This window comes from Streptomyces sp. NPDC005485, from assembly GCF_040606085.1.
Taxonomy (GTDB): domain Bacteria; phylum Actinomycetota; class Actinomycetes; order Streptomycetales; family Streptomycetaceae; genus Streptomyces.
In genome coordinates, this window is record NZ_JBEXDZ010000113.1 from 1 (window position 1) to 14,214 (window position 14,214).

A 14,214-nucleotide genomic window follows, 5' to 3' on the forward strand; every position below is an offset into this window, starting at 1 on the left:
CCCCGGCCCGACCAACGCCCCGCCGTCGCCCGCCCGCCCCGGCCGCACCTCGCCTCCCCCGCCCGGCGCCGCACCGGGGGGGGCGGCGCCGGACGTGCTGGACAACGAAACAAGGCATGACCTCGGGGAGGACCAGCATCATGGGCGTCACGCTCGCCAAGGGAGGCAATGTCTCCCTCTCCAAGGCCGCACCGAACCTCACGCAGGTGTTGATCGGTCTCGGCTGGGACGCGCGCTCCACCACCGGAGCCGACTTCGACCTGGACGCCAGCGCACTGCTGTGCAACTCCGGCCGGGTGCTCGGCGACGAGTGGTTCGTCTTCTACAACCAGCTCAAGAGCCCGGACGGCTCGGTCGAGCACACCGGCGACAACCTCACGGGCGAGGGGGAGGGCGACGACGAGTCGATCCTGATCGATCTCTCCAAGGTGCCCGCCTCCGTGGACAAGATCGTCTTCCCGGTCTCGATCCATGACGCCGACAACCGCGGCCAGACGTTCGGCCAGGTCAGCAACGCCTTCATCCGCGTCGTCAACCAGGCCGACGGCCAGGAACTCGCACGCTACGACCTCTCCGAGGACGCCTCCACGGAGACCGCGATGATCTTCGGCGAGGTGTACCGCTACAACAACGAATGGAAGTTCCGCGCGGTCGGCCAGGGGTACGCGTCGGGCCTGCGCGGCATCGCACTGGACTTCGGGGTCAACGTTTCCTAGGCCCGCCTTGGCCAGCCGAAGGGGCGGCACTCTAGACTTCGTGGTCAACGTTAGGTAAAGCCGAGTACGGCGCGGGGGAGACCCGTACACACACGATGATTGGGTAGCCAGTGCTTCTGAAAACCTTCGGCTGGTCGTTCGCGATTACCGCGATCGGTCTGGCCGCGGCGGTTCTCTACGGGGGGTGGAAAGCCTTTGGCATCGTGGCGATCCTGTCCGTCCTGGAGATCTCGCTGTCCTTCGACAACGCGGTGGTCAACGCCGGAATCCTGAAGAAGATGAGTGCCTTCTGGCAGAAGATCTTCCTCACGGTCGGCGTGCTCATCGCCGTATTCGGCATGCGTCTGGTCTTCCCCGTCGTGATCGTGGCGGTGACCGCCAAGAAGAGCCCGTGGGACGCGGTCGACCTGGCGCTGACCGACAAGGACCAGTACCAGCAGCTCGTCACCGACGCCCACCCGGCGATCGCCGCGTTCGGTGGCATGTTCCTGCTGATGATCTTCCTGGACTTCATCTTCGAGGACCGGGACATCCAGTGGCTGCGCTGGATCGAGCGCCCCCTCGCCAAGCTCGGCAAGGTCGACATGCTGGCGGTCTGCATCGCCCTCATCGTCCTGCTGATCACCTCGATGACCTTCGCCGTCCACGCCCACCAGCACGGCGGCGCGCACATCGACAAGGCGCAGACGGTCCTCATCTCGGGCATCGCGGGGTTGATCACCTACATGGTGGTCGGCGGCCTCTCCGGCTACTTCGAGGACAAACTCGAGGAAGAGGAGGAGCGCGAGCACGAGGAGGAGGAAGAGGCTGAGCGGACCGGCAAGAAGAAGCCGGCCGTCGTTCTCGCCGGCCAGGCCGCGTTCTTCATGTTCCTCTACCTGGAGGTCCTGGACGCGTCGTTCTCCTTCGACGGCGTGATCGGCGCCTTCGCCATCACCAACGACATCGTGCTGATGGCCCTCGGCCTCGGCATCGGCGCCATGTACGTCCGGTCGCTGACGGTCTACCTGGTCCGCCAGGGCACCCTCGACGATTACGTGTACCTGGAGCACGGCGCGCACTACGCGATCGGCGCGCTCGCCGTGATCCTCATGGTCACCATCCAGTACGAGATCCACGAGGTCATCACCGGTCTCGTCGGTGTCCTCCTGATCGCCTGGTCCTTCTGGTCCTCGGTGCGCCGCAACAAGGCGCTCGCCGAGGCCGAGGGAAAAGGTGAGGCCTCGGACGAGAAAGCCGAGGTCTCGTCCGGGGTCTGACCCGATCGGTCCGGATCCGCGTGTGTGATCCGGGCCCGGGTGAGGAACGCTCTGTGCGGGGCGGCGTCGAGGAACTCTCCTCCGCGCCGCCCCGCGCGGTTTTGAAGGCAACTGGGGGGCGGTTATGGGGTTCTGGGACGAGCTGTGGCGCGGGCGCTCGACGGAGTTCGACTCGGGCAGCGCGGCCACCAACGCCATCGAGCTGACCAAGCGGCACCGTCAGGTCTCGCTCACCAAGCAGGGCGCGGCCACCGGCAACCTGCGCGTCAACCTGTCCTGGCGGATGCGCACCTCCGACATCGGCGGCCCCGAGCGCGGCCGGCTGCTGCGGAACCCCTTCCGGCTCTTCACCCCGGAGGTGGTCCAGGGCCACACCCAGAGCATGGTCAACGTCGACCTCGACCTGGGCTGCATGTACGAGCTCACGGACGGCAGCAAGGGCGTGGTCCAGCCTCTGGGCAGCTTCTTCGGCGAACTCAACGAACCGCCCTACGTGAAGCTCAGCGGCGACGACCGGTTCGGCTCCGGCTCCGGCGAGACGATCTTCATCAACCTGGACCACCGCGAGCACATCAAACGGCTGCTGATCTTCGTCTACATCTACGACCAGACGCCCGCCTTCGACCGTACGCACGCCATCGTCACGCTCTACCCGAGCAACGGGCCGCGTATCGAGATAAATCTCGAGGAGCGCCATCCGCAGGCCCGGTCCTGCGCGATCGTGATGATCGAGAACGTCAAGGGCGACCTGATCGTGCGCCGCGAGGTGAAGTTCGTCTACGGCTTCCAGGCCGAACTGGACCGCCTCTACGGCTGGGGCCTCCAGTGGGGCCGGGGCTACAAGTCGAAGGCCGACCGCTGATCCACCGGACGCCGACGGCACCCGTCACCGTTGCCGCGACCCCGGCCGCGACACAGGCTCTCAGCGGCCGATGAACTGCGGTCCCTGCGGCGGCAGCCGGAAGTCCGGGTCGGGCAGCGTGCCGACCGGCTGGGGGTAGCCGTACGAGGGCCCCGCGGCCGCGGTCTGCGGCTGGGGGTACCCGTAGGAGGGCTGGCCCCCGGGGCTGCCGGCCGGCTGCGGATAGCCGTAGGCGGGCCCGGTGGCCGCCGCCGCGGCGGGCTGGTGCTGCGGCTGCGCCGGAAAGCCGTACGCGGGCTGCTGGGGCACCGGGGCGGGCTGCTCGGGCGGCAGCGGCACGGAGGTCTCGGGAGCCGCGACGGGTGCCGCCCAGGCCCCGGGATCGGGCACGGGACCGGCGGTGGTGGCCGGCAGTGCCTCCGGCTCCGACTCGGGCGCCGACTCGTCCACCGAGATGCCGAAGTCGCTCGCCAGCCCCTCCAGACCGTTGGAGTAGCCCTCGCCGAGCGCCCGGAACTTCCAGTTCTCACCGCGCCGGTAGAGCTCGCCGCAGATCAGCGCCGTCTCCTCGCCCGTCTGCGGCTTGATGTCGAAATACGCCAGCGGTTCACCGTCGGCGAGCGCGGCGTCGTACAGCAGGATGCGCAGTCCGCGTACGCGGTCGAAGGTGACGCCCTCCGCCGATGCGACCAGCAGAATCTGTCCGACACCGGACTCGACACCCGCCAGATCCGTCTGGATCGTGTCGGTGAGGCCCTCGGCGACGCGCTTCTTGCCGAGCCGCCAGACCTTGCCCGAGGGGTGGCGGGGCTGGTTGTAGAAGACGAAGTCCTCGTCGGATCGCACACGACCGCCGGGACCGAGGAGCAGCGCCGAGGCATCGACATCGGGGACGCCCTGCCCGGGCGTCCAGCGCAGCACCGCCCGTACCGCTGTGGCGTCCAGCGGGATGTTCGACCCCTTCAGCATCGCGTGCGTCATGCGGTCATCCTGCCCTCTCGGTCCTGGTCACGACAACGCGGGGGTGAGGATTCCCGGCCGGGTCGAAGAACGGTCGACATGGCCGAGTTACCTGAACTTCATGCCCGGTGGGAACCCCTGACACCGATATCTACGTACTATTACCGGCCACATCGCGCACATCACGTTGGGCCGCCCAGCCGCCACGAGGGAGTTTCATGCGTCATTTCGGGCATCTTGCCCACGAGCAGCGGCAGCGTCTCTTTCACCAGGAGCCGTGCGCCTTCACCGCCGACTCGCCGGCCAGAGTCCTCTCGGCCGCCCTCGGCGCCACGCTGTACAGCCCGGCCACCCGGCCGCAGCTCGCCGACGACATCGTCAAGCAGGCCGGGCGCGGCGTCGTCTCCATGGTGCTGTGCCTGGAGGACTCGATCTCCGACGCGGACGTGGCGTACGGCGAGGAGAACCTGGTCCGGCAGTTCACCGACCTCGCCGAACGGCCGGACGCCGACCTTCCGCTGCTGTTCGTGCGGGTGCGCACCCCCGAGCAGATCCCGGACCTCGTCCAGCGCCTCGGACCGGCCGCGCGCGTGCTGTCCGGATTCGTCATGCCGAAGTTCACCGAGGAGCGGGGCGTCCCGTTCCTGGAGGCGCTCAGTGCCGCCGAGGCGTCGAGCGGGCGCCGCCTGTTCGCCATGCCCGTGCTCGAATCGCCCGAACTGCTCTACCGCGAGTCGCGCGTGGAGACCCTTGAGGGCATCTCCCGCGCCGTCGACAAGTACCGCGACCGCGTCCTCGCCCTGCGCCTGGGCGTCACCGACTTCTGCTCCTCCTACGCGCTGCGCCGGGCGCCCGACATGACGGCGTACGACGTCCAGGTCGTCGCCTCCGTCATCGCCGACGTGGTGAACATGCTGGGCCGGGCCGACGGCACGGGCTTCACGGTGACCGGGCCGGTGTGGGAGTACTTCCGGGTCCAGGAGCGCATGTTCAAGCCGCAGTTGCGCCGCAGCCCGTTCCTGGACGGACAGGCCGAGGAACTGCGCGAGGCACTGATCGAGCACGCCATGGACGGGCTGCTGCGCGAGATCACCCTCGACCAGGCCAACGGCCTGCTCGGCAAGACCTGCATCCACCCCTCGCACGTCCTGCCCGTGCACGCGCTGTCCGTGGTCAGCCACGAGGAGTTCAGCGACGCCCAGGACATCCTGCGCCCCGAGCGCGACGGCGGAGGTGTGCTGCGGTCGGCGTACACGAACAAGATGAACGAGGTGAAGCCGCACCGCGCCTGGGCCGAGCGCACCCTCCAGCGCGCCGAGGTCTTCGGCGTCGCGAACGAGGACATCGGCTTCGTGGACCTGCTCGCCGCCGGACTCCCGGCGGCCACCTGAACCGCCTGTGTTGCCCGTGTCCCCTGTGTTCCTCGTGTCCCCTGGATCCCTGAACCCCCCTGCAACGACAAGGAATTGATGAACAACGTGGTCTGGTCCGGGAGTTGGGTCGCCGAGCGGCTCGGTGTCGAGCTCGTCGGCGACGAGCGGCTGAGCGATCTGCTGGGGCTCGCGCTGCGGCGCAACCCCAAGCGGGCGCACCTGCTCGTCTCGAACGTCCTCGGCAAGCATGTGCCGCAGTCGCCCACCGTGGTCCACGGCCACGGGTTCGCGCTCGGCAGACGCGTACGCGAGCTGCTGGGCATCGACGAGGCCCGGCGCTCCGTCGTTCTCGGGTACGCCGAGACGGCCACCGGGCTCGGCCACGCGGTCGCCGACGGACTGGGCCTAGCGCCCTATCTGCACTCCACCCGGCGCCCCGTCGTGGGCGTCGCCCGGGCCGGCGGCTTCGAGGAGTCCCACTCGCACGCCACCTCGCACCTGCTGCTCCCCGAGGACCCGGACCTGCTCGTGGGCCCCGGCCCGCTCGTGCTGGTCGACGACGAGTTCTCCACCGGCAACACCGTGCTCAACACGATCCGCGCCCTGCACGAGCGCTACCCGCGCGAGCGGTACGTCGTCGTCGCCCTGGTCGACATGCGCTCCGCCGCCGACCTGGGGCGGCTGGAGGAGTTCGCCGGCGAGATAGGCGCCCGCGTGGACCTGGTGACCGCGGCCTCCGGCACGGTGAAGCTGCCCGACGGCGTACTGGAGAAGGGCCAGGCGCTGGTCGCCCAGTACGAGGCCGCCCCGGTCGCCGCCCCCGCCCGGCGGCTGCCCGGCCCGGCCGACCGCGTCGAGCTCGGCTGGCCGCACGGTGTGCCCGACGGCGGTCGGCACGGCTTCACCCCCGAGCACCGCGCCCGCCTGGACCGCGCGCTGCCCGCCATGGCCGCACGGCTCGCCGAGGCACTGCCCGACGACGCGCAACGCGTGCTCGTCCTCGGCTTCGAGGAGCTGATGTACGCCCCGCTGCGGCTGGCCCGCGAGCTGGAGCAGGTCGTCGCCGCCGAGGTGCGCTACTCCACGACCACCCGCTCACCGGTCCTCGCCCTGGACGACCCCGGCTACGCGATACGCAGCCGAATCGTTTTCCCTGCCCATGACGACCCCGACGACGGCCCCGGCGAGCGCTACGCCTACAACGTCGCGGGCGGCGGTTTCGACGCCGTGGTGGCCGTCGTGGACTCGGCCGCGGACACCCCCCTGCTGCACGCCCCCGACGGGCTGCTGGCCCAGCTCTCCGCGCACACCGGGCACGTCCTGCTCGCCGTGGTGCCCTCCTACGTACCGCCCGCCCCGTCGCCCGAAAGGCCCCCCATGCTCCCCGAGCCCCTCCGCGGCCCAGCCTTCTCCTCGTACGCGCCGGACGAGGTCGGCTGGCTGCTGCAGGACCTCTCGGACGTGACGCTGGAGGCGCCCACCGAGGAGCGCGAGGAGGCGATCCAGAGCGGCGGCGCCCACTACGCGGAGTCGCTGCCCGTGGAGTACCAGCCGAGCGAGCAGTACCAGGCGCTGTTCCACGCGGCGCTGGAGGTGTCCGCCGCCCGTATGGCCCGCGCCGTCGGCGCAGTCACCGAGCTGGTCCTCGCCGAGCGGTCACCGCGACCGGTGCTCGTGTCCCTCGCCCGCGCGGGCACCCCCGTCGGCGTCCTCATGCGCCGCTGGGCGCAGCACCGCCACGGCCTCGACCTCCCGCACTACGCCGTCTCCATCGTCCGCGGCCGCGGTATCGACGCCAACGCGCTGCGCTGGCTGGCCGACCGGCACGACCCGAGCGATGTCGTCTTCGTCGACGGCTGGACCGGCAAGGGTGCGATCACCCGCGAACTGACCGAGGCGATACGGGAGTTCGAGGCCTCCGACGGCATCACCGGCTTCGACCCGGAGATAGCCGTCCTCGCCGACCCCGGCTCGTGCGTGCGGACCTACGGCACCCGCGAGGACTTCCTCATCCCCTCCGCCTGCCTCAACTCGACGGTGTCCGGGCTGATTTCGCGTACGGTGCTCCGCTCCGACCTGGTCGGCCCGGACGACTTCCACGGCGCGAAGTTCTACCGTGAACTCGCCGGCTCCGACGTCTCCGCGGACTTCCTGGACGCCGTCGCCGCCCACTTCGCCGACGTCACCGAGGCCGTCGACGCCGAGACGAAGGAACTGCTCTCCGCCGACCGGGCCCCGACCTGGGAGGGCTGGGCGGCAGTTGAACGGATCAGCGAGGAGTACGGGATCCACGACGTGAACCTCGTCAAGCCGGGCGTCGGCGAGACGACGCGCGTGCTGCTGCGCCGCGTCCCCTGGAAGATCCTCGCCCGCGCCGGGGCGGGCGCCGACCTCGACCACGTACGCCTGCTCGCCGAGCAGCGGGGAGTGCCGGTGGAGGAAGTCGCCGAACTCCCTTACACCTGCGTGGGGTTGATCCACCCCAAGTACACGCGGGGCGCGACGGGCGCCGACGGCAAGGCGGTGACGGTCTGATGGCGACCAACCCCGTCCTCGTCGCGAGCGACCTCGACCGCACGCTCATCTACTCGGCAGCCGCCCTCGCGCTGACCATGCCCGACGCACGGGCGCCCCGGCTGCTGTGCGTCGAGGTCCACGAGAGCAGGCCGCTGTCGTACATGACCGAGACGGCGGCCGGGCTTCTCGGCGACCTCGGTGACGCGGCCGTCTTCGTGCCCACCACCACCCGCACCCGCAAGCAGTACCAGCGCATCAACCTGCCGGGCCCCGCCCCGAAGTACGCGATCTGCGCCAACGGCGGGCACCTTCTCGTCGACGGTCTGACGGACACCGCGTGGCACGCGCAGGTCACCGCCCGGCTGGCGAGCGAGTGCGCCTCGCTGGACGAGGTCCGCGCGCATCTGGCCGCCACCGCCGACCCGCTCTGGGTCCGCAAGCACCGCGTCGCCGAGGACCTCTTCGCCTACCTCGTCGTCGAGCGCGAACTGCTCCCCGAGGAGTGGGTGAAGGAACTCGCCGTCTGGGCGGAGAACCGCGGCTGGACGGTGTCCCTGCAGGGCCGCAAGATCTACGCCGTGCCGAAGCCGCTCACCAAGAGCGCCGCCATGCGCGAGGTCGCCCGCCGCACCGGCGCCACGCTCACCCTCGCCGCCGGTGACTCCCTCCTCGACGCCGACCTCCTGCTGGCCGCCGACCGGGGCTGGCGCCCCGGCCACGGCGAGCTCGCCGAGGACGACTGGACGGCCCCGGCCGTCACCGCGCTTCCCGAGCGGGGCGTCGCGGCGGGCGAGCGGATTCTGCGGGAGTTCCTGCGCGAGGTACGGCAGGCGCGCGGCGTCCAGGGGGCTCGGGAGGTGTAGGGGCGGCCTCGTCAGCCGCAGCAGCCCCCGCCGCAGCAACCGCCGCCGCCTCCGCCGCCGCCCGCGCGCGGTGCGGGGGCCGAGGCCGAGCCGCCCACGGCCACCGTCGACAGGAGTTTCACCGTGTCATCGTGGCCGGCGGGGCAGGACGCGGGGGCGCCGGACTCCGCCATCGGGCGGCTCTTCTCGAAGGTGTCGCCGCAGGTCCGGCAGCGGTATTCGTAGCGAGGCATGGCGCCCAGATTAGCGGGCGGCCAGGGGGAGAGGGGAGGGGCGCCGTATCGGGCGTCCCCTCGCTGAGGCGAGGCCGGGGGAGGGTGGTTCCTCGCGGCGCCGAGCGGCTCCCGGAAGTCGCTCACTTCTGCCTGGGCAGCTCCCGCCTCTTCCGTTCCCGCTCCCTCTCCCGTTCCAGCGCCAGCGCGTGCGCCCTGGCCCGCAGTTGCCGCTCGCGATCCGGCTGCTCGGGGTGGCGGGCCCGCCAGTACGGGTTGTCGTGCGGCAGGGCCGAGCCGACCCGCCCGTACATCCCGAAGAACATCAGCAGGACGCCCACCACAAAGCTGAACAGCACGTTCTGGATGCGGAACGCGAGGAAGTCGGCGTCGGTGTCGAGCAGTGCCAGATTGACGAAGCCGCTGAGGACGAAGGCGAGGCCGACGACCATGTTGAGGGTCGAGGCGAGGTTTCCGCCGATCACCATGCCGGCGAGCAGCAGCAGCCCCACACAGATCGACAGCACACTGAGTGCGCCGTTGGTGTTCAGGCCCGCGACCTCGTCCCCACCGGTGTCGAAGAAGCCGACCCTGTCGATCAGACCGAGGACACCGAAGACGAGGAGCACGAGACCCATCAGGCCCGCGCCGATCCGGTAGAACCTGTTGAGCCGGTGGTCGACGGGAAGATGCTCGTCGAAGCTGATCCGCCGTCTCGTCGCCGCGTGCCGCGCGCGCAGTACCTGTGTGGCCATGTCCGCCTCCTTGTGCGCCGACGGAGGCCCTGCGTCCCTCCAAATATCCGCCCGCACGGGCCTGAGGGGCAACATCGGGCAGCGTGAGGAAGCGGGCCGTGCTCAGGCCCCCGCGCCACGCTCCTCGCGGATCTGCGAGACCACTCGGGCGACGGACTGCCGTACGGCCTCCGTCTCGGTGAGGAAGTGCCAGTAGTCGGGGTGGCGCCCCTCCAGCGTGGCGACGGCGCGCTCCAGGCGGCCCACCGAGTCGTCGAGGGGGCGGGCGTGCCGCGGGTCGGGGGTGCTGCGGCCGGTCATGGCGAGGCGCTGGGCGTCCCGGATGGCGAACCGCGTGCGGTCGATCTCCTGCTGCGGGTCCTTCTGCACGGCGTTCAGCCGCCGCAGCCGGTCACCGGCCGCCGAGACCGCCTCGTCCGTGTTGTTCAGCAGCGCGCGCACCGTCGACAGCCGCGAGGTCGCGTCCGGCCAACGCTGCTCGTCGCGCGCGGCCTGCGCCTCCTTCAGCTTCAGCTCGGCCTGCCGTACGTTCTCCTCGGCCTGATCCGGTACATGCTGGAGGTCCTGCCAGCAGGCGGCTGAGAACCGCCGCCGCAGCTCGCTGAGCACCGGCTCCACCTGCCCGGCACGCGTGGTCAGCGCCTGCGCGCGGGTCCGCAGCGAGACCAGCCGGTGATCGATCTCCGCGGCCCGCTCGGGCAGCCGCTCGGCCTCCGCGCCGACCGCCCCGGCCTCCCGCTGGATCTTCTCGGCGCGCTCCAGGGTCTCCGGCACGCCGTGCTGCCCGGCGCCCTGGTTCAGCTTGGTCAGCTCCGGCCCGAGGGCGGCGAGGCGCGCGGCGAGATCGTCGGCCTTGAGCCCTGATCCTCGTACGGCATCGAGGGCGTTCGAGGCGGCGAGCAGGGCCTGGCGGGCGCGCTCGACGGCCGGCGCGAGCCGGGCGAGCTGCGTCTCGGCCTTGCCGAGCAGCGGTTCGAGGCCCCGCGAGAACCGGTCCAGTTCCCCTTTGACCCGGCCCAGCTCGTCCTTGGCGGCGGTCAGCTCCGTGCGGGCGCGCGCGGCGACCGACGCCTCCAGCTCGTCCCGGTCGAGATCGTGGGCGTCGACCGCGTTGATGTACTGGCTGCTGGCCTCGTCGATACGCCGCCCGAGGGCATCGAAGTCGGAGACCGCGCGGCGGGCCGCGGGGGAGTCGTCGACGGCGGTGATGGTCTCGATCGAGATCCGCAGATCGCGCTGCGCGGTGTCGAGCTCGTAGAACGCGGCGGCCGCGGCGTCCTTCGCGGCCTGCGCCTCGGCCCGCTGGCTCTCCGAACGTCCGCCGAACCACCGGCGTGTACCGCCACCGGCGAAGGCGGCGGGCAGGACGACGGCGGCGAGCAGCGGCAGCGTGACGAGGGTGAGGACATCACGCCCGACGCGTGCGATCGACAGCGCCGTGCCGACGACGGGAGTCCTCGGCGGACTCGACGTGTACGGCGTGTACGGCTGCGCTGGTGTCGCCGTCACATCCCTCTCCCCGTGCTGTCGTCCGCCTTGCCCGGTTGTCATTCTCCCACCGGTTAAGGACGAACACACGGGCCGGTCAGTTCACCGTGCGCACCGTGACCTTTCCGTCGCTGGTACGTGCGGAGACCACATGAGAGCTGCCCTCGTCACGGGGCACTGACACATCCACTGACCCGTCGGCGGTCTTGGTCGTCACGCGGTACGCCGTACCCGCCCTGTCGGGCAGCCCGATGGAGACGGAACCGTCCTGGCTCCGGGAGTCCACCAGGTCAGGTACGACGGTGAGTTCGAGCCGTACCGAGCCGTCCTCGGTGGTGGCGCGCACCTGGCGCGAGCGGATCCCGAGCGCGCTCACGGAACCGTCGGCGCTGTTCAGCTCCAGCGGCCCCGAGGAGTCCGAGACCCGCACGGCACCGTCCGCCGTACGAATCCGGAGGGCCTCCTTGAACCCGTGCGCCGTCACCCGCCCGTCCCCGTCGCGCACGGTGACGGCGACCCCGCGCGGGACCACGATCCGGTGCTTGGCCGAACAGTCGGCGATCATCCCCGAGCACTTCATCCGCAGCACGAGCCGGTCGTCCTTCATCGCCCAGGTCACCCGGGGATCCCCACCGACGACGACCTGCCCGTCGAACCACCGGGTGACCTCGACCTTGCCGGCCGCCTTGTCGGAGTCGGCGACCACGAGCTCCAGCGCGGAGTCGTCCGAGTCGACGGTGAGCGTCCGCCCGTGCAGCGCGAAGGACCGATGCTCCGGTTCCTTGTCGTCCCCGGCGCTGGCCCCGCACGCCGAGAGCCCCAGCGCCGCGACCACCACACTCCCGGCGACGACCCCGACCCGGGCCCGCCCTCCCCGCCCAAGCCCGCCCCGCCGACGCTCTGTGCACCCCACGAAGATCTCCCCCTGACACATGTCCTACGGCCACGGATGCCGGCCCCGCTCACCGGCCCACCCCTTCGAATCGACCGTACGCACCCGCCCCCTCCCGAAGGATCCGGCCCGCTCCCGGATCCTGGGTGGGGATAACCCCCGCCCACCCCCGAGAACGAGGAATACACGTTTGCAGTGCACGCCCTGTGGCCATGTAGGCTGTCGACTCGTCCTGGGCGCGTAGCTCAGCGGTAGAGCGCCGCCCTTACAAGGCGGATGTCGGCGGTTCGAAACCGTCCGCGCCCACCGGGACAGAGGCCCCCAGCCGATCGCGGCCGGGGGCCTTTGGCATTCACGCGTCGACCGGCGCGGGACCTGGCAGATGTCATGCGGGAGCCCGGACGCCGGACACTGCTGCCGGGGGCCGCCTCGCCCGTACCTTCGTGGACATGACGAAGACGAGCGGCAACGCGACCGACAGGACCGACGTCCACCTGAGCCTCATCGGCGGAACTCGCCTTGAGGGCAAGGCGGTTCACGAGCGGACTCTGACCGTCTCACTCATCGGCGGGGCGGACATCGACCTCACCGACGTCGCCGTCCCCGACGGCTCCGAGCTTCGCCTCACCAAGCTCAGCCTGATCGGCGGCGTGAAGCTGCGCGTCCGCCCCGACGTCCGCGTCGTCGTCACGGGCGTCCGCCTCGGCGGCGTCAGCGACGAGGGGCCCACCGTGACGGGCGGCCCGACGGTCCATGTCAACGCCTGGGGGCTGCTGGGCGGCGTGCGGGTGCTGCGCGGCTAGGACCTTGGTCAGTGGTCAGTGGTCAGTGGTCAGTGGTCAGTGGTCAGTGGTCAGTGGTCGGCGTGGTGGGGTGTCATGCCCGCTCACACGCCCTCTGTCGAGGCGGGCTCGTGGGCGTGTTTCAGGGTCATGCGGGCGTCGACCGTGTCGGGGGGCGTGACCTCCGCCCAGAAGCGGTGGCAGGTCACGAAGACGGCGAGTTCGCGTTCGCGGCGGCGGAGCTTCTCGACCTCGGCCTGTTCGTCCGCCGTCCAGCCGGGGGAGGCGGGGCGCTCCACCTTGCGCCAGCCGTTGGCGTCGCTGAAGCCGTCCAGCGGCTCGACCGACCAGGGAAGCCGCTTCAGCAGGGCCAGAAGCTCGGCCCGGACCTGATGCAGCTCCTCCTGGCCGGCCAGGAGGTCACTCGGAAAGTCATAGGTCGCAGCCACGCGGCAATGGTACGCCTGTTCGATTTTGGGATGCGAGTTCCTTCGGGGACTTCACGCGAACGGGTGTGGACAGAGACGAGAGACGAGAGCGGCCGCGTACGGGCGGAGGGGGCCGTGCCGGTACGGCACGACCCCCTCCGCGCCCGCGGGCGACTACCTCAGCTCGCCCACCACTCGCCCCGTCGCCGGAACAGGCACCCCGTAGCGTTCCGCGGCACGGAGCAGAGCCCCGCCGATGGCGTCCAGTTCCAGCGGACGGTCGGCCTCCGCGTCGCGTTGCATGGAGGACTTGGTCTCCGGAGGGAACGCGTCGTAGCGCTGGAGAGCGGCCGCGGCGTCGGCCGGTGCGCCGACGGCACGGCTGACCGCGGACGCCTCCTCCACCAGGGCTGTCAGCTCGTCGCGGTGGTGCGTGCGGATGTCACCGAGCGGCGCACCGTAGCGGGTGGTCAGCAGGGCGAACGGCGCCAGAAACGCCATCTTCGCCCACAGCGCCGCCGCCTCGTCCTCCTGGACGCGCACGCGCACACCACTCTCCTCGAAGGCCCCGGCAAGCGCGTCGAGCTGCTCCCGCACCACCGTCTCGCCGGTCAGATCGACCTCCAGGAACGGGCTGCCGTGTTCGATCACCCCGGGTGACAGCCGGGTCGACTCGACGCGGATCACCGCGGGCGCCACCCGGGCCGAGCCGTAGCGCTCACGCAGCGCGGCCGGGTGTTCGACGCCGTTCAGGAACGGTACGACCAGGGCGTCGTCACCCAGCACCTTCGCGGGCACCCGCTCCAGGGCCGCGTCCAACGTCGTGGCCTTCACCGCGATCACGCACACGTCGACGGGCTCGCGCAGCTCCTCCTCCGCCTCGACCCGTACGGTGAAATCGCCGAACTGCCCACTGCGCACCCGGATTCCCTCCGAGCGCAGCGCCCGTACGGTGTCGCCGCCCGCCAGACAGATCACCCGGTGTCCGGCACGGGCGAGCAGCCCGGCGAGCAGGCCACCGACGCCTCCCGGACCCAGTACGGCCACCGTCAGCTTTTCGTTCGCCATGTTTCCTCAAATCCTCTTGGAACTGTCGGGGCCTCACCT

At 70.8% G+C, this 14,214-nt stretch carries 14 protein-coding genes and 1 tRNA gene; 8 read left to right on the forward strand and 7 right to left on the reverse strand.

Translation table 11 applies throughout. The features are described 5' to 3' along the window. The first annotated feature begins 140 nt into the window (after window positions 1-140). The 3 genes from ABZS97_RS30610 to ABZS97_RS30620 all read left to right on the forward strand — a co-directional run bounded on the left by ABZS97_RS30610 (window position 141) and on the right by ABZS97_RS30620 (window position 2,837). The gene (locus ABZS97_RS30610; RefSeq protein ID WP_356142892.1) at window positions 141-716 is read left to right on the forward strand and encodes a TerD family protein; all 576 of its coding nucleotides are present in this window, start codon (window positions 141-143) and stop codon (window positions 714-716) included. A 110-nt stretch (window positions 717-826) separates the two neighbouring features. Continuing rightward, a complete protein-coding gene (locus tag ABZS97_RS30615; RefSeq protein ID WP_356142831.1) occupies window positions 827-1,975 on the forward strand; it encodes a DUF475 domain-containing protein in 1,149 nt (382 codons plus the stop codon). 124 nt (window positions 1,976-2,099) lie between these two features. Next, on the forward strand, window positions 2,100-2,837 hold the full coding sequence (locus tag ABZS97_RS30620) for a Tellurium resistance (RefSeq protein ID WP_356142833.1): 738 nt from the start codon (window positions 2,100-2,102) through the stop codon (window positions 2,835-2,837). Window positions 2,838-2,897: 60 nt separating this feature from the next. Here ABZS97_RS30620 and ABZS97_RS30625 read toward each other — a convergent pair whose 3' ends face one another. Next, window positions 2,898-3,818 carry a TerD family protein gene (locus ABZS97_RS30625; RefSeq protein WP_356142835.1) on the reverse strand — a complete coding sequence of 307 codons (921 nt, stop codon included), beginning with the start codon at window positions 3,816-3,818 and terminating at the stop codon, window positions 2,898-2,900. A gap of 197 nt (window positions 3,819-4,015) precedes the next feature. Between ABZS97_RS30625 and ABZS97_RS30630 the strand changes: the two genes are divergently transcribed. From ABZS97_RS30630 to ABZS97_RS30640, 3 genes are all read left to right on the forward strand, one after another. Beyond that, complete coding sequence (locus ABZS97_RS30630) at window positions 4,016-5,188, forward strand: HpcH/HpaI aldolase/citrate lyase family protein (protein WP_356142837.1); 1,173 nt, start codon at window positions 4,016-4,018, stop codon at window positions 5,186-5,188. Window positions 5,189-5,266: 78 nt separating this feature from the next. After that, a complete protein-coding gene (locus tag ABZS97_RS30635) occupies window positions 5,267-7,705 on the forward strand; it encodes a phosphoribosyltransferase (RefSeq protein WP_356142839.1) in 2,439 nt (812 codons plus the stop codon). Next, a complete protein-coding gene (locus tag ABZS97_RS30640; RefSeq protein WP_356142841.1) occupies window positions 7,705-8,550 on the forward strand; it encodes an HAD family hydrolase in 846 nt (281 codons plus the stop codon). The genes ABZS97_RS30635 and ABZS97_RS30640 overlap by 1 nt, the downstream gene beginning before the upstream one ends. An 11-nt stretch (window positions 8,551-8,561) precedes the next feature. Here the strand turns inward: ABZS97_RS30640 and ABZS97_RS30645 are convergent, their stop codons facing one another. The 4 genes from ABZS97_RS30645 to ABZS97_RS30660 all read right to left on the reverse strand — a co-directional run bounded on the left by ABZS97_RS30645 (window position 8,562) and on the right by ABZS97_RS30660 (window position 11,843). After that, complete coding sequence (locus ABZS97_RS30645) at window positions 8,562-8,783, reverse strand: zinc ribbon domain-containing protein (RefSeq protein ID WP_356142843.1); 222 nt, start codon at window positions 8,781-8,783, stop codon at window positions 8,562-8,564. Window positions 8,784-8,905: 122 nt separating this feature from the next. Beyond that, complete coding sequence (locus ABZS97_RS30650) at window positions 8,906-9,517, reverse strand: DUF4383 domain-containing protein (protein WP_356142845.1); 612 nt, start codon at window positions 9,515-9,517, stop codon at window positions 8,906-8,908. Window positions 9,518-9,619: 102 nt separating this feature from the next. Further along, window positions 9,620-11,026, reverse strand: a complete 1,407-nt coding sequence (locus tag ABZS97_RS30655) for a hypothetical protein (protein ID WP_356142847.1) — start codon at window positions 11,024-11,026, stop codon at window positions 9,620-9,622. Window positions 11,027-11,102: 76 nt separating this feature from the next. Then, a complete protein-coding gene (locus ABZS97_RS30660; protein ID WP_356142894.1) occupies window positions 11,103-11,843 on the reverse strand; it encodes a DUF4097 family beta strand repeat-containing protein in 741 nt (246 codons plus the stop codon). A gap of 288 nt (window positions 11,844-12,131) precedes the next feature. Here ABZS97_RS30660 and ABZS97_RS30665 point away from each other — a divergent pair. Both ABZS97_RS30665 and ABZS97_RS30670 read left to right on the forward strand, forming a co-directional pair. Beyond that, window positions 12,132-12,203, forward strand: a tRNA-Val gene (locus ABZS97_RS30665). 143 nt (window positions 12,204-12,346) lie between these two features. After that, window positions 12,347-12,700 (forward strand): hypothetical protein, encoded by a 354-nt coding sequence (locus ABZS97_RS30670; RefSeq protein ID WP_356142849.1) that lies wholly within the window; start codon window positions 12,347-12,349, stop codon window positions 12,698-12,700. Between the two features lie 83 nt (window positions 12,701-12,783). Here the strand turns inward: ABZS97_RS30670 and ABZS97_RS30675 are convergent, their stop codons facing one another. Beyond that, window positions 12,784-13,128, reverse strand: coding sequence for a hypothetical protein (locus ABZS97_RS30675; protein WP_356142851.1), 345 nt, complete (start codon window positions 13,126-13,128; stop codon window positions 12,784-12,786). Between the two features lie 153 nt (window positions 13,129-13,281). Beyond that, complete coding sequence (locus ABZS97_RS30680; RefSeq protein WP_356142853.1) at window positions 13,282-14,175, reverse strand: 2-dehydropantoate 2-reductase; 894 nt, start codon at window positions 14,173-14,175, stop codon at window positions 13,282-13,284. Window positions 14,176-14,214 lie beyond the last annotated feature (39 nt).